The organism is Sinorhizobium kostiense, assembly GCF_017874595.1.
GTDB classification, from domain to species: Bacteria; Pseudomonadota; Alphaproteobacteria; order Rhizobiales; family Rhizobiaceae; genus Sinorhizobium; species Sinorhizobium kostiense.
Genome location: NZ_JAGILA010000003.1, coordinates 473,345 through 492,991, shown reverse-complemented (window position 1 = coordinate 492,991; position 19,647 = coordinate 473,345). Strand labels below are relative to the sequence as shown.

Genomic DNA, 19,647 nt, shown 5'->3' with positions numbered 1-19,647 from the left:
TGTAGCGGAAGGCCCGCGTATTCTGGCCCAAGACTGCTATGTGCCATTGTCTCGACTCGGCGCCTTCCTTTGTTCAGTTTGGGCGCAAAAGCCGGACGAGAATGCCTTTTTGTGCTTTGCCGGATCGGTCCAGCTCGAACTTTGCCGTCGCTTCGACGAGATCGCTCAGCCGAGCAAAACCATAGTTCCGGCAGTCGAAATCCGGCTTTTGTTTTGCCACGTGACTGCCGACGGCGGCGAGATTGGCCCAGCCGGTCTCATCGGAAACGGCAACCACGGCGTTCCGGAGCATGGAGAGCAGCGTCTTATCCCTGGCGTTTTTCGTCGCCTTTGCCTTCGCCTCTTGCTGCGCAGCAGGGGTTGCCAGCACTTCTTCTCCCGGCGCTTTCAGCACGTCGAAGTAGACGAACTTGTCGCAGGCCGTGATGAACGGGCGAGGCGTCTTCCGCTCGCCAAACCCGTATACCGTTACGCCCTGTTCGCGGATCCGTGCCGCGAGCCTTGCGAAATCGCTGTCGCTCGACACAACGCAAAAACCAGAGAAGCGGCCCGTATAGAGCAGGTCCATCGCATCGATGATCATCGCACCATCGGTAGCGTTCTTGCCGGATGTATAGGAGAACTGCTGGACCGGCTGGAGCGAATGCTCAAGCAGGCATTCCTTCCAGCCATTGAGATCGGGTTTGGTCCAATCGCCATAGACACGCTTGACGCTGGCAGTGCCGTAGTTGGCGATTTCAGCGAGCAGGCCGGCAATGATCTTCGGCGAGGCGTTGTCGCCGTCGATCAGGAGCGCGAGCGTCGAAGGAATGTCGTTTGCCATGGGGTGTTTTTCGCTTTCGTCCGCGAAAGTTGCAGGTCTCGTATCCTGATCACGCGTCTTCTATTCGGCCGCGACGATCTCGAGCCTGGTCGCCCCGACCTTATCAAGATCGTGGAGCCGGACTCCGGGGCAGACCTTCCGCGCGATGTCTGTAAGGTGCCGGTGGTGCGTCAGGTAGATGACCTGGCCACGCTGCGCCATCTCCGCAAACAGCTTGAAAGCTTCCTCCGCGCGGAAGTCGTCGAACGTTTCCATGATATCGTCGGCGATGAACGGCACCGACACCCGATTGCCGACGAATTCGTGATATCCGGCCACCCGGAGGGCTAGGTACAACTGGAAGCGAGCGCCCTTGGACAGTTCGTCTGCAGCCTTCGAACCGCCAGCCGCCGTTACCGCGATCAGGACGTCTCCATCCTTGCCAGGCTGGGCGGCGACGCCTTGGTAGGCTCCGCGGCTTATCGTCCTAAAGGCTGCCGACGCCCGAGCCATCATGCCGCTGCGATGACGATCCCTGTATAGCCGGAGACCGTGCTCCGCCGCCGCAATTCCCGCGCGCAGCTCCATGTAACGGCGAGCGCCGTCCTCTATTTCCAGAATGGTCGTTCGCCGCTGCTCCTCGATCTGCGCGACCATTGAATCGCCCCCGATGGCATCGATGGCGTCCTGCGCCCTAGAACGGTCTCTGAACACTTCGCTGCACCTGAGGTCCTGATCCTCCAGGACTGGCGTAAGCCGGGCAAGCTCCTCTTCGAGTTCCATCTTGTCTGCGACGCCGACCAGTGTCTCGACGCCTGCGATGTCGCTCGCGCCGCTGCTTTCGATAAGCTCCTGCTCCAGCTCAAAGATCGATCGCGACAGTTCCCGACGCCTGCCTGCGAGGTCGCAATATGCCTCAACCTCGTCCAGCGTATCTACTCCGAAGAACTCGATCATCTTGCGCGCCCGTGCTTCCAGAAGCTGCTGCTCCAGCCTCAGGCCGTGTTCCTCCTTCCGGGCTGTATCGAGATCGCGCTCCAGTTTTTCGAGGCGCTCCTGATTAAGTCCCGCCCCTCGGACCTTCTCGACCACCGCTTGGGCGAGCTCGCCCGGTGATCCGTCGGGCGGGATCGAGAGCATGCTGCAGAGCTCAAGCACCCTCGCCTGAAACTGCGCTTTGTCCTTCTCCATCTTTTGAATGCGGTCGATCAATGTGTCCTTGGTCTCTATGGCTGATGCAAGCTTTTCCAGCGTCGATAGGATCTCCGTGACCGCGTCGACGCTGGGAAGGCCATTCAGCTCGCCAAGCCAGCATGCTTCGCAGGTCGTCTTCCAGGCCAGCGCCCATTCTTCCGCCGCCCCCTCCGCCACGTGGAGCGTGTTTCGGCGCTCCAGGACATCCTTCCTGAGACGCTCCATCCGTCTCGCATGAGACAGCGCTTCGTTGTACGCTTGCAGCGCTTCGTCTGCAGCGGACGCCAGTCCCGCTAGATCGGCGTCCGGATGGAAGCGCACTTCGGCACCACTCAGCGCCTGCGTTAGCAAACGTCTCGCTTGAGCTAGTCGATCCCGGACATCGGCCATGTCCTGCTCGACGGCGGCAAGATCATCCCGCGCCTTGAGAGCCGCATCTCGATTACAAAGCCATTCTTCCAATTCCTGCGGATCGGCGGCGAGCCGAAGGTCGGGAGAGATCGTGCTCACCTTCTCAGCGACCTCTGATCTGAGCTTCTCGAGTTCGCCCTCGGCGCGCTTATGGGACTCAAGAACCGTTTGGATGTCCGATCGCACTGTTGCGCGGCGCTGCAGAAGCTGCTTGAGCTTACCTAGCTCCGCATAATGCAGCAGGCGTTGAGAGAGAAGACGATCGTCGGCCATCATCGCTGCCTCGAACAGGTCCGCCGACGCGGCGTCCATCGTCTGACGATGTTCCACCCACGCCCTGTCACGGGACATGCGACTTGCCGTGGCGGTAGCCTCATCGATATCCCCGGCCTGACTACGCAGCGCTTCTATCTCGGCCTCTAACCGCCGCGCCTCGGGCTCGAGCCGCTCCAGGTCCGCGCGCGCGGACCTCAAGTCTTCTTCGCTGCTCTTGAACAGCTTCTTCCAGCTTGCGATTGTCGCGGCCGAAGGGCACGCCATCGTACCGAGTTCGGAAACGGCGCCGCGCCAGGGAAGAAGACGGGACATCGCTTCCGACAACGCACCGGAAGCGGCGTCGCGCCGCCGAGCGAGCGACCGAAGCACGAGCTCATCTTCCGCCCGGGGCTGCGCCTTCAAAGTCGCGGCAAGCAGGTCGAACGCCTTCGTCCTTTCCGCTGACTGGAGCGCATCGGCCTCCCGAAAGCCGACGCTTTCCTCCGCCAGGCCGTGCTCCGCCTTCGCGAGTTCGTCCGCGGCCCCGGCCTTCCGAGCGTCTACGCCGGACTTCGAGGCGATCAGCGCTCTGAGTGTTCCGACGGTAGCAGCGTCGAGGATAAGCCTGCTCGGCGAGGCTTCACCCGGTCGTCCTAAAAGCAGAAGGATGCTTTCGATCGAAAGCTCGGCTGCGCGCGCCGAAAGCTTTGGTATGTCCTTCTCGGCCGTGAGGTATCTGGCCTTGAGCTCAGAAAATTCCTCCATACTGGCGGCCAGCTTGAGCGCGACGGGATCGGCTTCGAGGCTCGCGATCTCCTCTTGCAACGAGGTCGACGAACGGGAAAGGTCCTCCAGCTTGACGCGGTGTTCGATCTCCTTGCTCTTTAGCTGAGGTAGTTCCTGTCGCCAGGATTCCGGCGGCTCCGGAACCACCTCCAGGTCGGCCAGCTTCTGCCGTAGCCCCGACAGCCGTCCCATGGGAGGAATGGCCTGCAGAATGCGCCTAATTTCATCGATCCGCTTCTGCGTTTGCGTCCTTTCCGCGATGGCGCTGTCGTAAAGCCGGCTGAATCGATCCCTCTCGGCCACCAGCCGCTGGAAGTCGCTCGCCTGCAGATCGATTGCCTCCCGCTGCTGCTTTAGATCCTGCAGCCTCGCCTTTAGGTCGCCCAGGGCGCCGCTGCGTGCACGGTACCTGTAGAAGGCGTCGGTCTCGCCGCGGATTTCCATGAGCTGGCGGCTGAGGTCCGACAGCCCTGCGCTTGCGGAGAAAAGCAGCTCGCCGAGGTCGCCTTTGCTTGCAAGAATGCTTTGCCCGCCTCTCTCAAGCGTGTCGTCGTCAAGAGAGAACATCGTCGTGAAGGCGTTCCGGTCGATGCCACCAAGATCGGCCCTGATCAGAGCGTCGGACAGAATCCGCTCTTCGTCGTCAAGGAGGCTGTTCTGCGGACGCTTGATTCGGACGAATTCTCGATCCTCTCCGGCGACGCGGATGTTCGCGCCTATCCGCATCGACGCATACGGATGCAGGAAGCCGTATTTGCTCGTGGTGCCGATGCCGAAGATCAGGTCCAGGATGGCGTCGGAGGTCGTCGACTTTCCGGCTTCGTTCGGCCCATAGATGATATGAAGATCGGGCGAGCCGACGGGACAAGATCCGAAATCGATGACGCCATCCGTGAATTTGCCATAACGCGTCAGGTCAAGCCGGTTGATGCGCATCAGTCAACCTTCTCCCGGCGAAGACGCGCCAAGACTTCGGCGGACCCGTCCCTGGCAACGTCGGCGAGATTCTCCTCGAACGATACCTCGTCGGAGCCGAACATCTCGCGAAGCTCGGCTGGAAGCTGCGCGCGCAGTTCCTCGGCGATGGCTCTGAGCTCCTGCCGGTAGCCTTCCGACCGAGTCACTTCGTCTTCCATGATGGCAGCCAACTCCCCTGCCGCTCCCGACCGACTGTTGACGCTGCCAGGAGGCAGGCAGACGGATTGCACCTTGTCGATCCAGAGGTTTCCGATGAGCGTCCCGCGGGTCTCCAGCTCGGTGCGGACGAGGTCGAGATCGCGACGCAGCCGCCAAGCCAGGTCGCTGGTTCCGGTTATCTGGACGCGTGCCACTAGGTGTTCCGCGGTGACGGACGCACGCAGTTTGTGGAGGCCAGACGAGACTTCGCCGATCATGCCCTTCCAGTCGGTTGCCCCCGACACGTCAACGGCAAGGCGCTCAAATTGCGCTACCGCCGTCGGTCGTTCCTCGACCACGATCGACCGGTCGTCCCTGATCGTGACCAGCGAGATCGACTTAGGCCCGTCTTCATTGATGTCCCTCCCCTGAGGCATGCCCGGCATAACGATGACCGAGGCGGCGTCTTCGACCACCGACCGCTTGTGGATGTGACCGAGAGCCCAGTAGCGGAAGCCGCTCTGCTGTAGGTCCGCGACACTGCACGGAGCATAGAGGTCATGCTTCTCCGATCCGCCGAGGCTGGTATGCATAATGCCGATGTTGACCGCGTCCGGGACTGGAAGCGCGTAGTGCCGAAGCAGGCTCTGCGGGGCGTGCGGCTTCGCGAAGCTGAGGCCATGGATCGCAATGGGAGAGTAGCCGGCACCGTCGATCACCACCGCTTCGGCGCTCGCCCCGAACACCTTCACCGTGTCCGGCATCACAAGCTCCGTCGTGATCTTCGACAGGGCGTCGTGATTGCCGCGGATGATGAAGGTTCGAATGCCCGCCTCATGAAGACGGCGAAGCTGCTCGGCGATGAACCGGGCCGTTTTCATCGACGTCTGATCGCCATCGTAAAGATCGCCAGCAAGAACAAGCGCGTCCACCTGCTCTTCCAGGCAAAGATCGACCACGCGGATGAAGGCCCGCCTCGTTGCCAGACCGAGCAGTTCGGAGAGTTCCGGATTGCGCAGAGCGAGCGTCTTCAGAGGCGAGTCGAGATGAACGTCGGCGGTATGCAGGAAGCGATAGGCCAATTGGATACCTCAAGCATTGACCCGTCTTCATATGGCAACAACCGAGTCGGCGCGATAGCGAATTCGCGTTTTGTTCTGTTCTCCACACCTTTGTCCGGCGGGTTTTTACGTTTTCGCCGGGTCGATCGCGTCATCGGCTCAGCCGGTGCGAAGGCTGACAAAAAGCCGGCGACTTGGCAAATTATTACAAAATTATTACAATAGATAACCAGCTTATTACAATAGATAACCAGCGCCGTGAAAATAAATCGGCTTTCAATGGAGTTTGGGGGTGTTGCCGCCGATCATTGTGACTATAAGAAACAATTGTTGGTGGATACATCTGTTTCCACCACGTAAAACTACATTAGAAACGGCTTATCTCTGCGTAGGTTGTTCAAACGAAGAAGGATTTACTATGAACGAGGCCACGAAAACTGATGCCGCCAAGACTGTTGTAATGGAGACCTTTGCGCAAGGCCTGTCGGTTGGGCTGACGCGCCCGGAATGCACGGATGGTGGTCATGATGTGGGTGGCGGCGGCGGTATCGGCGGCGGCTGGAGCCGTGGCGGGGTCAAGCCCGCTAACGCCTGATCGACGTGCCAATCCAAGGGGCGCTGCGCGCCCCTTGTTCGTTGCCAGAGTTGAGGAAACCAGGGATATGCCAGCTTTTGACGCCGCGCCAATTGTTACCCTAGATGAGAACGCAGTCAGGGAGTTTTGTGAAACCACTCTCCTGGAAAACGACTCGCCGATACCTCTTGTGGCGACGAGCGACGCCAATCTGGTTGCTAGATTGAGCGCCCTGGCGGGAGAGGTCTTTTTTGAGGAGATCAGGCGGATTAGAACGGAGATATCCAATGCCGACGTTGGCATAGCTGCCATAGACGTTCCCGTCATTTACGAGGACGTGACCAAGGATGCCATAACCGGTGCCCTGGTCGCTTTGTCCATTTCGCAACACATCATGCCGAGTGTCCTCGACCGAGAGAACAGAACCCCGTTCTCCATGTTCAACGCGTCAGAAGAGAACAATGCCGCTCTGAATGAGCTCGGCATCAAAAACATATCTCCAGTTGACGTTCTGGAATTTCATTCAGACGGAACGATCCGGGGCAATACGCTGGCTGTGCCGGATCACATAGCGCTCTACAACGTCTTCATCAATTACGCGAAAAGAGGAAATTTCTATTGGGTCCCCTCCACGTCTATTCCCTCCATGCACGGTTATGTCAGCAACCTCGGCTGCAACAATGATTATCTTTTCGACCTGACCCCATCGGTCTACAGCAACAGCGAATCCGGGGTAAAATTCATATCTCCACACCGTGCAAGAACCTCGGTTTTCCAAGAGGACGAGTATGGGCGTGTCGTGACTTTCATGAATGGCACTTTCCTTGGACGGGAATCGGACACTGGGGGAAGCGCAACTCGTCGCTTGGCAGAATTTCAGCAAGCAATCGCAAACAACCCTTTTCGCTATGCTGTGCCTCAGGAATCGCGGAGAATGATCATTCTCAACAACGCCGCCGGTTTCCACGCGCGCGATGTTTTCGAAGAGCCATTCAAAGAGGCGTCGGTCACCCGATGCTATCTGCGGAGCGCTTCCCTATCCGGGCGGGTTATGGGAGAAATCCTCGCAAACTAGGCGAAGCGATTGATGCTTGATAGGGTATTTAAGAAGTTCGAAAACCTCATCTCGATTCGAGAGCATGATTTGTACTTGCCCGTCGATGCGGGCGCCTTTCAGGTTCTGCTGCGCTTCCTGAGACCGTTTCGTTGGACGATTGCCGCATCCGTTGCCAGCGGAATGCTCCTGACAACGTTTGATCTTGCCCGGCTTTGGGCGATTGCACACCTTGTCGACGTCGTCACTTACTCCGGGGATCTTCGGCTATCGGCCGAAACCCTGCTGACCTTCGCCCTCCTCGTTCTTGCCTACGCCCTGCTCGATCCGGCTGTCTGGTTCGTGAACTACGCTCTGCGTATGCAGGCGCTGAAAAGTCAAACGAAGGCCTCTTCTTTGTGGCAGTCTCACCGGGCAGCGGGACGCCACGAGATGATGTACTTCAACAGCGTCCATGCCGGCCAGGTTGCCGGACGCATCGCCCAAGTTTCAACTGCGGTACAATCAGGCGCGGAGCTGTTGGCCGGGCGATTTCCGATTGGCCTGATACGGTTTATCGGGTCGGCCGCCCTGATCCTTTACCTGGCGCCGATCTTCGTCGTGCCCGTTCTGGCGTGGATCGCATTGAATGGTGTCTTCGCTGTGTGGCTTGCACCGAAGGTAAATTCGCAGGCGCGAAAGATCTCGGAGACAGCGAGCATCGTCAATGGTTCCATCACAGAGTTCTTCTCGAACATTCGCGCGATAAAAACCTCCTTTGCCCACGAAGAGGAAAATGCCCTAGTTCTGGGCGCGATCGAACGGCAGAACAGCAACAGCCTGAGGATCAATCGGCTGACTACGTTCACCGGCCTTTCCATCCGCCTCCTGAATACGGGACTCATGGCGGCGGTCCTGTTGTTGGGTCTCTACGGCCTGAATGCCCAGAGTGTTACGCCGGGCGAGTTCGTTGCTGCGGTGACGCTGGCGGGTGGCATGGCAGCGGATGCCGGATGGTTCGTGTCGATTTGGGAGGGTTTGACACAGACCCTCGGAACGATCGGCGACGCTCGATCGACCATAAGCGCCGGATCGCAGACGTCCGCGCCTTGCGGCTCCGATGCGCCAATTGCCAAAGTTCCTCTCATCAAATTCGACCAAGTCGGCTTTGGCTACGACCCTGCGCGAGCTATTCTCAGGAACGTTACGCTTGAGATTCAACCAGGCGAGCGGGTTGGCATTGTCGGTCCGTCGGGTGCCGGCAAGTCTACACTCATTGATTTGTTGCTTCGTCTCTACGATGTGACGGCGGGCGTGATCACCTTTGACGGGGTCGACATCAAGTCCCTTCCCGTCGGAACCCTGAGAAGGAACTTCGCCGTCGTTTCCCAAAGCGATGCGCTGTTTCACCGATCCATTCGAGATAACATCGCGTTTGCCGCCGAACGCACCGACGACGAACAAATCGTTAGTGCGGCGAGAATGGCGGACGCGCACGCATTCATCGAGAGTTTGAATCTCGAAAACGGCTACGACACTATAGTTGGTGACCGTGGCGCAAAGCTGTCCGGGGGACAACAACAACGGATCTTGTTGGCACGTGCTTTTCTGCGAAGGCGGCCAGTCCTAATCCTCGACGAAGCCACGTCCGCTCTCGATTCAAAAAGCGAAAGCGTCGTTCAGGACGCGATCGCTTCCTACTCTAGGGAAGCAACCGTGATCGCGATTGCTCATCGTCTTTCCACAGTGCGTGGCTTTGACAAAATTGTTCTTTTGGAGGCAGGGCGTGTCTCGGCAATCGGTAGCCACGAGAGTCTGCTCGAGTCCAGCACTCTCTATCGTGAGCTCTGGGACAGGCAAGTAGCTGGGAGCGACTGAGCCCGTTTGTTGGAATGCTGACGCGAGCGCCCGTGCGAAAGGCAGATCCTCGTGACGCGTGCCTTTACGTTGGCGTTCGTCATCCCAGCATGGATCAAGATGCCTCTCGAATGCCGCCGGATATGTGAGTTTCGCGGCGCAACAGGGAAACATCACGCACCTGCGTCAGGACGACTTCTGGATGAGCCGTTCTGTCATGGCCCTGGCTGATATCTCCCACTTGAGACCTGAGGCGACAAATGGCTGACATCCCCGCACGTTGTTTTGTTGTGTCCGTTGTACTCCTGCGCGTCGTCGACGCTCAGCCGGAGGTCCTGCTTCTTCGCAGGAATCACACGCTGGTCGGCGAGTGGTGCCAAGTTGCAGGAGCCATCGAGGATGGCGAGAAGGCATGGGAGGCTGCTCTCCGCGAGGTGAAGGAAGAGATCGGACTGGCATGCAATAGATTGTACTCTGCCGACATTTGCGAGCAGTTTTATGAAGCTGACTGCGACGCGATCACCTTGCTGCCGGTCTTCGTCGGCTTTGTGGATTCCTAGGCGATCGTTGTCATCAACCACGAGCACAGCGAGTTTCGCTGGGTTTCGTTCGAGGAAGCATTGACCATGGTTCCGTTTGCGGGGCAGCGCCATGTACTCAGGCACGTGAAGGTGGAATTCGTCGAGCGCGAGCCGGTCCGGCATCTGCTCATAACAGCGGCGGGTATCTAGTCTCTCTAGATCAGGGGACGTCGAGACCCTGTGCAGCCGTTTTGAGATGCAATAGGCAAAGACTGCTTCGAGCCCGCTGCGGTCCTTGACGTCCAACGCAGCGAATGGCGCGATTGCGTGTGTCGTGCAGACGTTCACCTTCGAGTGGCCGGCTCGATTTAACTTGCGTCGTATCGTTGGCGCGCCTTCTCGATCACATCCCGATTTGAATCTGCCCAGGTTACCAAGGCCATAACCGGCGCGAGGAGCGTTCTTCCGACAGCGGTCAGTTCGTAATCCACGCGCGGCGGGATTGTCGGAAAAAGGGTTCGACTGATCAAACCGTCCCGCTCCAACTGACGAAGCGTGATCGTGAGCATCCGCTGCGAGATGCCGTCGATCTGCCGTCGCAATTCATTGAAGCGGACCGGCCCATCCCTGAGCGCCACGAAGATGTACAGACTCCACTTATCGGCGATGCGATCGAGGATTTCCCGCACGACACGGCAGTCGGCGTCTTTGCTGGGGGTAGGAAAATCCATGTTACTGAGTGTCATGAAAGTGCCTTCTTGCGGATTGCTCGTCGGGAACATTAATAGTGTTGGTCACAAATTGATACCACCCTATTCTCCCAAGGAGCAAACATGACCAACATCCTCCTCATCACCTCGAGCCCACGCGGACCTCAAAGCCTTTCCACCCGATTTGCCCGTGACATTGCTGAGAGTCTCAGCGCTCGATCTGGCGGCGCAATAATCGAACGCGATCTTGGCGCAGTACCGCTGCCGCATGTCACGGCGGCCTACATCGATGGCCGTATTGCGCCGCCCGAGGCACGCACCCCCGAACAGATCGAAGCCGTCGATCTCGCCCAAAGCCTCGTCGACGAGATTCAAGCCGCCGATGTGATCGTCATTGGCTGGGGCATGATCAACTTCGGCCCGCCGACGCAGCTCAAGGCCTGGTTCGATTATATCACCTGGCCCGGCGTTACCTTCCGCTACGACGCAACTGGCCCGATGGGACTGCTACCTAGCAAGAAAGTTTATCTCGTGACGGCAACCGGCGGCGTCTTTTCGGAAGGCAGGAATGCCCCATTCGATTTCCAGACCGGCTACCTCACTCACCTTCTCGGTTTCATCGGACTGAGGGATATCGAAGTGATCCGGGTGGAAGGAACGCTCATGAGCCCGGACCGAGCCATGGCTGCCATTGCCTCCACCGAAGCAACGATCCGAGCTGCGCTGGAACGCGCCGCCTGATTGTTTCCGGAGGCGTCAAGATGAAGATTGCACTTTTCGGGTCAACAGGACCCACCGGAAAATACATCATCGAAGAAGGTCTTCGGCGGGGATACGAACTCTCTGCCTACACCCGCGAGGCGGCCAAGCTGTCGGACTATGCCAGCAAGATTGAGATCATCACCGGCGACCTCAAGAATCGGGAGGCGATCAGGAGAACCATCACCGGTTCCGATGCCGTGATCAGCGCCCTTGGCCCGAACGGTGCCAAGACGCAAGAGCCACGGCCCGTCATGAATGGTCTGCGCAACGTGATTTCGGTCATGGACGAGCTGAATATCCGGCGACTTATTCAGGTCTCGACCGCAAGCTACCGCGATCCAAAAGATGGCTTCGACTTGAAATCGAAGGCTTTGGTGATGCTGTTCAAGGTGATCGCACGGAGTTCCTACGACGACATCAAGGCGACCGGCGAATTGATTGCAGGCTCCGGCCTCGACTGGACTCTGGTGCGCATTCCGTTCCTGAAGGAAGGTCCCGTCGACGGCGGCTTAGCGGTTGGTTCCTACGGAAGGACAAAGCTCGGCATGAAGCTGTCCAGGGGACATCTGGCGAAGTTTCTTTTTGATCAAGTCTCGAATAGAGAGTTTGTGCGGGCCGCTCCTGGCATTGCCGACCATTCGTAAACCGACATGGAAGCTGATCGTGTGCTGGCAACATGAACATCGATGCTGACGATGGCGACGCGCTTCAGGTCCACCGCTTCCTGTCGCCTGATCTGCCTCATCATTGGGAACGGCTCGATGCGTGCGAGGGAGCCAGCGTCCAAGTCCAAGCCGAAGCCCGCGAGACAAGTGTCTCGTTTAACCACCGCCGACGCTAAGAGCCCTTTGGATACATATCTCGTGCTCTCCGGACCAATCTGCTGGATGACAAGAAGCGGGTAGCTTATTTAGTGTTGTTGCACTCCATCCTCCTCGCTTCCCGTAAGAGAATGCTGCCTTGAATAGAAAATCGCCAGTCTATCTCAACGCCCTTCGTGCTTTTGAAGCGAGTGCGCGCCACGGGAGTTTTTCGGGCGCAGGCGAAGAGCTCAATGTCACCGCCGCTGCCGTAGGGCAGATGGTGCGTGGACTTGAAGAATGGCTGGGCATGCCGCTGTTTAATCGCAGCACCACCGGCAAAGCCCGCCTCACCCTGACGGAAAACGCGGAGCGCGCGTTGCCGGACATCCGTGCAGGCTTGGACCGGCTGGGCATGGGCCTGGATCGGCTTCGCGAGTCCGCGACCGGCGGCATCCTCAACGTGACCGTCAGCCCCGCTTTCGCCGCCAAATGGCTGCTACCGCGCATCGATCGCTTTCAAACCAGATGTCCGGACACCGACATTCGGCTCGAGACGAGTTTGAGGCTCGTCGACTACAAGGCCCATGGCATCGATGTCGGCGTGCGGTATGGCGACGGCACCTGGCCGGGCCTTGTTTCGGAAAAACTGATGGAAGAGGAGATCTTCCCGGTCTGCTCCCCCAGTTTCACCGATTCGAGCAGTTTTGCCGAACCGGCCGATCTGACGCGGACCACACTCATCCACGACCTCTCCGTCGATCCAGCAATTGGTTTCATCACCTGGGACATGTGGCTGCGCGCAGCCGGGGTGCGCGAGGGCCAGGCACAAAGGGGCATGAGAATCGACAATTCGGCGGCGGTGCTCCAGGCCGCGATCGAAGGGCGCGGCGTGGCGCTGGCCCGCAGCATCCTGGCGCACGACGATCTGGCGGCGGGTCGGCTGCAGCGGCTCTTTCCCGAGATTCAGGTCTCGTCGCGACTGGCTTATTATGTGGTCTATCGGGAAGAATATTCGTCGCTTCCCAAGCTTCGGACCTTCCGGGATTGGCTGATGGAAGAGGCGCTCCAAGCCTGACAGGGCTCGAGCGATTCTGCCATGCAGCAGGCGACATAGGCCAGGACGGCAAAGACTTTCTTCGCCGCACCCAAGAAACTCTCATTTGTCAGAACGTCCCTCAAGCGGCACTCAATCACCGTAACTGGCGCTTCGATAACCATCCCGGACGCGCTCGTTAGGGATGATCCGCCGGCAATCCGGCGCATCGAACACGAAGCTACGCTCAAGAGGACGATCATGGCCTATCTGGAAATCACGCTGCAGATTGCCCCCGAAAACCGCCGTGCTGCGGTAGGCGTCTATCAAAAGTACAAGCAGCCGTTCCTCTCCCAGATCGCCGGCGCAATATCCAAGGAGCTTCTCGTGCGGGACGATGACGTCCAGGTGCTCCACGGCTTCAACAGCGTCGAGGACGCAAAAGCCTATCTCGAGAGCGCGCTGTTCACCGAGAATGTTTTGGCCGGGCTCAAGCCGCTTTTGGCAGTTGCACCGGAAATCCGCATCTACGCCGTGGCCTAAGCTACAGGGGAAGGACCGGACCGCCGGTCCCTGGTCTTCACGATGAGCACATCCGCGTCACAAACCATTCTGATCGTTGGCGGCGGGCTAGCTGGCCTGACCGCCGCTCGTCTCCTCCATCGAGCCGGTGTCGAATTCAAGCTTCTTGAGGCCCGCGAACGCCTGGGCGGCCGAATTCTGTCGGTCGACGCCACCGGTGAACCATCGGGTGACGGCTTCGATCTTGGTGCGTCGTGGTTCTGGCCCGACATGCAGCCAGCGCTCAGCGACTTCGTCCATCATCTCGGGCTTCACTACTTCGAGCAGAACGGCGACGGCGACGTGATCATTCATCGGATGTCCCGCGAAGCTCCTCAGCGCTATCGCGGGATGCGACAGGAACCACAGTCAATGCGGCTCGTCGGTGGCACGAGTGCGATCATAACGGCGCTTGCCGACAGCCTGCCCGCACAAAGCATTCAACTCAGTGCGCGGGTGACGCATTTCTCGCTCGAGGGCCAAGACGTCGTTGTGCGGTACGTCGACGCGAGCGGAACATCCCATAAGCACCGGGCGTCGCATGTTCTGTTCGCACTGCCGCCGCGTCTGCTCGAGGCAAAAGTCTTGTTTTCGCCCGCGCTCGACTTCGCGACATCCGAGCGATGGCGGCGGACCCCGACCTGGATGGCGCCACATGCAAAGTTCTTCGCGCTCTACGATCGCCCGTTCTGGCGCGACGCCGGCCTTTCGGGCACGGCGCAAAGCATGGTGGGGCCGTTGGTCGAGATCCACGATGCGACAACCGCCTCCGGCCGAGCCGCCCTGTTTGGCTTCATCGGCATTCCGGCCGATGGGCGCGCAGCCGCTGGACGCGATGCGATCGTGTCGGCTACGGTTCAACAGCTCGCTCATTTGTTCGGGCCAGAGGCCGCTACACTGCGGGCGACGTTGTTCAAGGACTGGTCGGACGACCCGATGACCGCGACGGCCGATGACAGGCAAGCGGGTGGCCATATAAGTCCCGACTCACGGCCATGGGTCAATGGAAAATGGCGGGACTACATTTCATTGGCGGGCAGCGAAACCAGCCTCAGTGAACCCGGCTATCTGGCCGGCGCAGTCGAAGCTGCCACCCGAACCGCGAACGAAATCATCAGCAAGCTGAACAGGTCCGAAGGGCGCCCGTTCGCCGCCCGATCCGAAGACACCCGGACATAGGGATTGAAGCATCATGAAGACCACCTATCGAGCCATGCAGGTGACGACGGCGGGCAACCTTGAGCTGGTTGAGCGGCAAACGCCTGAACCAAACGCGGGTGAAGTGCTGATTGCCATCGAGGCCTGCGGCATCTGTGGCGCGGATGCGAGTGACATAGATAGGGCCGATCCGACGCTGCAGCCGCCGCGCGTTCCCGGCCACGAAGTGGTCGGCCGCGTGGTTGCCGTTGGTGCAAACGCGCCGTCGACCTGGAAGATCGGACAGCGCGTCGGCGTCGGCCGTCTCGGAGGCCACTGCAACGAATGCAGCGAATGCCGCCGCGGCCGTTTCAATCTCTGCCGCAATCAGCCGGTTGTCGGATCCTCCTGCGACGGCGGCTATGCCGAGATGATGATCGCGCGCGCCACCGGCCTCGTCTCCATTCCGGACGAACTCTCGTCCGCGGAGGCCGCACCGATCCTCTGCGCCGGCATTGCCACATTCAATGCGCTGAAGAAGTCGGGCGCCGAGGCAGGCGACACGGTCGCCATTCTCGGCATTGGCGGCCTCGGCCATATGGCCCTGCAATATGCCCGCAAGATGGGATTTCGTGTCGTGGCGGTCGGCCGTGGTGAGGACATCGCCGAGGAAGCGACAAGGCTCGGAGCGCATCGCTACATCGACACGATCAGGGAAAACCCAGCGGATGCAATCAACGCGATGGGCGGCGCTAAAGCGATCCTGACCACGACCGCCAATCCGATGGCCGTCACCGCTCTGATGCCCGCGCTTGCGCCGGGAGGTCGACTGATCGTGCTCGGCGTCGGCAAGGATCCGCTGCCGGTATCGACCGGCTACCTAGTGGGGGCCGAACGCGCTGTGATCGGCTCGATCACCGGCTCTCCGTTCGAGAACGAGAAGACGTTGGACTTCAGCGTGCTCACGGGCGTGCGGCCGCGGATCGAAACCATGCCGCTGGAACGCGCCCAGGAAGCTGTTCAAAAGATGAGATCCGGCGAGGCGAACTTCCGGGTCGTGCTGACGATGGGAGACCAGACCAATGCGTATCAATGAAGACCTGACCAAACCCGTGATCGTTCACTCGGCAAAACTCGACTGGATTCCGAGCCCGTCGGCCGGCGTTGATCGCCGGATGCTCTACCGCATCGGCGGCGAAGTGGCGCGCGCCACCTCGATCGTGCGCTACGCGCCCGGAAGTGCCTTCCCCCGCCATGTCCATTCCGGCGGCGAGGAAGTTCTCGTACTCGAAGGCACCTTCCAGGACGAGCACGGCGACTATCCAGCAGGGACCTATTTTCGCAATCCACCCGGCACCTCGCATGTTCCCGCGTCGAAAGACGGCTGCACGATCTTCGTGCGTCTCTGGCAGTTTCGCGAGGGTGACGAAACGCAAATCGTCCGCCAGCCCGGCGAGGGTGAGGCCGCTGCACTGCGTGAAGGGGTCGAAGCCGCGCGTATTTTGTTCGACGACGGACAGGAACGCGTTTCGATCGAAAGCTGGCGCCCGGGTTCCACTGTCACTGTGGGAAACCCGCGCGGCCTGGAGATTCTCGTCCTTGCCGGCAATCTGACGGTTCGGGGCGAGACATTGGAGCCCCAGAGCTGGCTTCGATTGCCTCAACGGGAGCGGTTCGAGGCGGTGACAGGGCCGGCGGGTGCCGAGATCTGGATCAAGGATGCGCCGCTCCAGCACCCCGACGTGCTGCAGATGCCAGCCTGATCCACTTGCATTTCCAGGAAGGTGAAAGGACGCTCGAATTATGGGGATTGTCGACCCGACGCTCCGCAACGGGACAGTTGTGCCGGAATCGCATGAAATCGCCGCGAGGAATGTTTGGGTGTTGACGGCAGCCCAGTCTCTCGGTGGAGCAAACTCGCCGATCATCATCTCGCTGGGCGGGCTCGTCGGTCAACAACTGGCGTCCGATCCTCAAGCCGCCACCTTGCCGGTCAGCCTGCTGAACCTCGGACTTGCGGTGGGCACCCTGCCTGCTGCGGCCATGATGCGCCGCTTCGGCCGTCGGACCGGCTATGTCGTGGGTGCCACGCTCGGCGTCGCCGCCGGGCTCATCGCAACCACGGGAATAGTCCAGGCGAGCTTCCTCGTCTTCTGTATCGGCACCTTCCTTGCGGGCTTCTACACGGCTTACGTACAGAGCTACCGTTTCGCCGTGACGGACGGCCTTGAAGGAGCTGACCGCGACCGAGCTATTTCCCGCGTGATGGTGGGCGGCCTTATCGCGGCGATCATCGGCCCGCAACTGGTCATCTGGACGCGCGAGGCACTCCCCGCACACGCCTTCGCAGGGAGTTTCTTAAGCCAGGCAGCTCTTGCCGCGCTCGCGATCCCGATCCTGCTCTGCCTGCGCCGACCGCGGCCTTCTGCAAACAGTCATTCGGAGATCGCCGGCGGGCGGACGCTTTGGGAAATTCTTCGCTCGCCCCGTTACCTCCTGGCGGTCGCTACCGGCGTCGTCTCCTACGGGCTCATGACCTTCGTCATGACGGCCGCACCGATGGTCGGACATGGCCATTCGGTCGACTCGGCCGCGCTCGGAATCCAGTGGCACGTGCTGTCCATGTTCGGGCCGAGCTTTATGACCGGTCGGCTGATGGCGCGCTTCGGCAAGGAGCGGGTTGCCGCGGTAGGCCTTATTCTGATCGGGGCATCGGCGCTGATCGCGCTCGGCGGTCTGGATTTCGCGCATTTCTGGGGCGCGCTGATCCTCTTGGGCGTCGGCTGGAATTTCGGCTTCATCGGCGCAACCGCGATGGTCGCAGACTGCCACTCGCCGGCCGAGCGCAGCAAGGCTCAGGGCGCGAACGACTTCCTGGTCTTTGGCACGGTTGCCTGCGCATCCTTCTTCGCCGGATCGCTATTGCACGGTTCCGGGTGGACGACGGTCAACTGGCTTGTGCTCCCGGCCGCGGCTTTCATCCTCGTTCCCCTTGTGTGGCGGGCAGCCACTTTGCCGAGAACCGCATGAGGAGAAGCGGCCAGATAGCCGGTCATCTGCGGGCGCTTACGGATAGTTTGTTCGAGCCACCGTGGACGCATTTCGAAGGTGCTGGAAGGTCTTCGGACCTGCTGTCTCCACCGATATGGCGCACCAGCCGTCTGACTTTCTGAAAACTCAATACTCATCGAAGCGAGGTTGCTCACGCATGCTGCGCATTGCCCGAGTTGGCGTAACCATCTTGATGGCCGCTTCTTTCCTAATGCTCTCGTCGCGGACTGAGGCCAGATCCGCTTGCTCGCAAGACAAGCGCATGACCATAGAGTTGCCCGATCCGGTATCGGGCAGGCGATATGAGATCTATGTCAGCCTGCCAGCTGGCTACTCGGTGGATACTCTAACGAGCTATCCGCTCATAATAATCGCCGATGGCGGCCGTGCTTTTCCGAAGCTGAGCTGCGACGCCCGAATGCTACAAGAGAACAAGGCCATCGGCCCAGTGGTCGTCGTGGGTCTCTCCTACGCACTCGGTGAAAACTTAGAGGACAGCCGGCAGCGGGATTACACGCCCTCGCCTCTTTCCGGGAGCGGCAAGGTGTATGGAGGGGCTGCTGGCTATCAGCGATATGTGCGGGGTGTTGTCATCCGCTATGTCGAGGAGCATTACCGCATCGCGCCCGACAAGCGCATCTTCTGGGGCCATTCTTATGGAGGACTGTTGGGCGCTCACATTCTTTTCACAGAGCCGTCCCTCTTTCAGACCTACATTCTCGGCAGCCCCTCCTTCTGGTTTGGCGACGAGGCGATTTTCGGCCTCGAAGCAGGTATCGCTCAGCGCCAACGCCAGCTTAATGCGACGGTACTCCTCTACGCCGGCGGCCTTGAGACATCCCGCTACGACCCTGCACGCAAGGGAAAAACCCGCGACATGATTGCCGGCATGCAGAAGTTTGAGGAGCGGCTTCGCTCACGTCGGTACAAGGGTCTCGAAATCGTCTCGACCGTGATCCCTGGAAAGGATCACATCAGCTCCGTGAGGCCGGGATTTGCCTGGGGGCTCAGGGCCACGCTCGCAGACTAGCTTTGCCATCAGGGCAGCGGCGAACGTCCCATCTCGCTCGCGAGCTTCAGAAAGCCGTCGATGTAGGAGATCGCCTCCTCGCCTCGTCGCACGCCGAGATTGATGCTCTTCTCAATGCCGGCCTCGCCGAGCCGCAGGGCCCGGATTGGCAAACCGGCGGCATCCTCATTGAGCAGCCAGTCCGGGAGCACCGTCACGCCCCTGCCCGCGCAAACGAGTTGCAGCATGAGGTCGATGGTTTCGGCGGTGCGATGCTGGCGTGGCCGACAATGTGCGGGGACGAGAAACTGTGTGTAGATGTCCAGGCGTTCCAGAGTGACCGGCACGGTGATCAGTTCCTCGTCGATGAGATCCTGAGGCTGCACGCTCGCTCGACTGGCGAGGGGATGCGACTCATGCACCATCAGGACAAGCTCGTAGTCGAAGACCGGCGTGAAGATGAGGTCCGTCGCTTCCACTGGATCCGGGGTGATGAGGAGGTCGATCTCATAGCCCAGAAGCGCTTCGACACCATCGAAGCGAAAGGCTGTCCGAACGTCGAAGTCGACATCCGGCCAACGGGTCAAATAGGGTGTAGCAATGCGCGACAGCCAGCGTTGGCAGGGATGGCATTCCATGCCGACGCGCAGCGCTCCCCGCCGGCCGACAGCGAAGTCGTTCAGCACCCGCTCCGCGTGCTCCATCTGCGGCAGGACCCGCTCGGCAACGCTAAGCAGATACTCGCCGGTCTGCGTCAGGCGCAGGCCGCGGCCGGTTTTCATCCAGATCTTGATCCCGTGCCGTTCTTCAAACTTCGCAACGGTATGGCTGAGCGCCGATTGCGTGACGTTCAGTTTCTCGGCGGCGGCCGTGACGCTGCCGCGACGGCTGACCTCCCGCAGAATTGCCAGATGTTGTCGATCGATCATTATGACCCAGCCTCATGAATGGATGAAAACATACCATTTCCG

General features: G+C 60.0%; 18 protein-coding genes and 1 pseudogene. 14 read left to right on the top strand and 5 right to left on the bottom strand.

The genetic code is table 11. The features are described from left to right. Window positions 1-73: 73 nt before the first annotated feature. From J2Z31_RS15020 to J2Z31_RS15010, 3 genes are read right to left on the bottom strand one after another with little or no spacing between them, the layout of a single operon-like run. On the bottom strand, window positions 74-823 hold the full coding sequence (locus J2Z31_RS15020) for an NYN domain-containing protein (RefSeq protein WP_028002874.1): 750 nt from the start codon (window positions 821-823) through the stop codon (window positions 74-76). 60 nt (window positions 824-883) lie between these two features. Next, window positions 884-4,384, bottom strand: coding sequence for an AAA family ATPase (locus tag J2Z31_RS15015; RefSeq protein WP_028002873.1), 3,501 nt, complete (start codon window positions 4,382-4,384; stop codon window positions 884-886). After that, window positions 4,384-5,646 carry a metallophosphoesterase family protein gene (locus tag J2Z31_RS15010; RefSeq protein WP_028002872.1) on the bottom strand — a complete coding sequence of 421 codons (1,263 nt, stop codon included), beginning with the start codon at window positions 5,644-5,646 and terminating at the stop codon, window positions 4,384-4,386. Before J2Z31_RS15010 ends, J2Z31_RS15015 begins: the two co-directional genes overlap by 1 nt. Here J2Z31_RS15010 and J2Z31_RS15005 point away from each other — a divergent pair. The 5 genes and pseudogenes from J2Z31_RS15005 to J2Z31_RS29810 all read left to right on the top strand — a co-directional run bounded on the left by J2Z31_RS15005 (window position 5,611) and on the right by J2Z31_RS29810 (window position 9,820). Further along, a complete protein-coding gene (locus J2Z31_RS15005) occupies window positions 5,611-5,850 on the top strand; it encodes a hypothetical protein (RefSeq protein ID WP_150852078.1) in 240 nt (79 codons plus the stop codon). The two genes, J2Z31_RS15010 and J2Z31_RS15005, sit on opposite strands and share 36 nt — an antisense overlap. 67 nt (window positions 5,851-5,917) lie before the next feature. Further along, a complete protein-coding gene (locus J2Z31_RS15000; protein WP_150852077.1) occupies window positions 5,918-6,220 on the top strand; it encodes a hypothetical protein in 303 nt (100 codons plus the stop codon). A gap of 67 nt (window positions 6,221-6,287) precedes the next feature. Further along, window positions 6,288-7,274, top strand: a complete 987-nt coding sequence (locus tag J2Z31_RS14995; RefSeq protein WP_028002871.1) for a hypothetical protein — start codon at window positions 6,288-6,290, stop codon at window positions 7,272-7,274. 12 nt (window positions 7,275-7,286) lie between these two features. Then, on the top strand, window positions 7,287-9,110 hold the full coding sequence (locus tag J2Z31_RS14990) for an ABC transporter ATP-binding protein (RefSeq protein ID WP_028002870.1): 1,824 nt from the start codon (window positions 7,287-7,289) through the stop codon (window positions 9,108-9,110). Between the two features lie 239 nt (window positions 9,111-9,349). After that, window positions 9,350-9,820, top strand: a pseudogene (locus tag J2Z31_RS29810) (NUDIX hydrolase). Between the two features lie 158 nt (window positions 9,821-9,978). On the opposite strand, the gene J2Z31_RS14980 reads toward J2Z31_RS29810, so the two are convergent. After that, on the bottom strand, window positions 9,979-10,356 hold the full coding sequence (locus tag J2Z31_RS14980) for a winged helix-turn-helix transcriptional regulator (protein WP_028002869.1): 378 nt from the start codon (window positions 10,354-10,356) through the stop codon (window positions 9,979-9,981). A gap of 87 nt (window positions 10,357-10,443) precedes the next feature. Between J2Z31_RS14980 and J2Z31_RS14975 the strand changes: the two genes are divergently transcribed. From J2Z31_RS14975 to J2Z31_RS14935, 9 genes are all read left to right on the top strand, one after another. Next, window positions 10,444-11,061, top strand: a complete 618-nt coding sequence (locus J2Z31_RS14975) for an FMN-dependent NADH-azoreductase (RefSeq protein ID WP_028002868.1) — start codon at window positions 10,444-10,446, stop codon at window positions 11,059-11,061. 20 nt (window positions 11,062-11,081) lie between these two features. Beyond that, a complete protein-coding gene (locus tag J2Z31_RS14970; RefSeq protein WP_028002867.1) occupies window positions 11,082-11,726 on the top strand; it encodes an SDR family oxidoreductase in 645 nt (214 codons plus the stop codon). Between the two features lie 316 nt (window positions 11,727-12,042). After that, window positions 12,043-12,960 (top strand): transcriptional regulator GcvA, encoded by a 918-nt coding sequence (gcvA, locus tag J2Z31_RS14965; RefSeq protein ID WP_028002866.1) that lies wholly within the window; start codon window positions 12,043-12,045, stop codon window positions 12,958-12,960. Window positions 12,961-13,179: 219 nt separating this feature from the next. Next, on the top strand, window positions 13,180-13,461 hold the full coding sequence (locus J2Z31_RS14960; protein WP_028002865.1) for a hypothetical protein: 282 nt from the start codon (window positions 13,180-13,182) through the stop codon (window positions 13,459-13,461). 42 nt (window positions 13,462-13,503) lie between these two features. Beyond that, window positions 13,504-14,658 (top strand): flavin monoamine oxidase family protein, encoded by a 1,155-nt coding sequence (locus J2Z31_RS14955; RefSeq protein WP_028002864.1) that lies wholly within the window; start codon window positions 13,504-13,506, stop codon window positions 14,656-14,658. A gap of 13 nt (window positions 14,659-14,671) precedes the next feature. Beyond that, on the top strand, window positions 14,672-15,712 hold the full coding sequence (locus tag J2Z31_RS14950) for an alcohol dehydrogenase catalytic domain-containing protein (RefSeq protein ID WP_028002863.1): 1,041 nt from the start codon (window positions 14,672-14,674) through the stop codon (window positions 15,710-15,712). Then, window positions 15,699-16,379: a cupin domain-containing protein gene (locus J2Z31_RS14945; RefSeq protein WP_028002862.1), complete on the top strand. Its 681-nt coding sequence runs from the start codon at window positions 15,699-15,701 to the stop codon at window positions 16,377-16,379. The genes J2Z31_RS14950 and J2Z31_RS14945 overlap by 14 nt, the downstream gene beginning before the upstream one ends. A gap of 40 nt (window positions 16,380-16,419) precedes the next feature. Further along, the gene (locus J2Z31_RS14940) at window positions 16,420-17,646 is read left to right on the top strand and encodes an MFS transporter (RefSeq protein ID WP_209602400.1); all 1,227 of its coding nucleotides are present in this window, start codon (window positions 16,420-16,422) and stop codon (window positions 17,644-17,646) included. Window positions 17,647-17,929: 283 nt separating this feature from the next. Further along, window positions 17,930-18,697: an alpha/beta hydrolase gene (locus J2Z31_RS14935; protein ID WP_158500214.1), complete on the top strand. Its 768-nt coding sequence runs from the start codon at window positions 17,930-17,932 to the stop codon at window positions 18,695-18,697. Between the two features lie 8 nt (window positions 18,698-18,705). Here the strand turns inward: J2Z31_RS14935 and J2Z31_RS14930 are convergent, their stop codons facing one another. Further along, window positions 18,706-19,605 (bottom strand): LysR family transcriptional regulator, encoded by a 900-nt coding sequence (locus tag J2Z31_RS14930; RefSeq protein WP_028002860.1) that lies wholly within the window; start codon window positions 19,603-19,605, stop codon window positions 18,706-18,708. Between the last annotated feature and the right edge of the window lie 42 nt (window positions 19,606-19,647).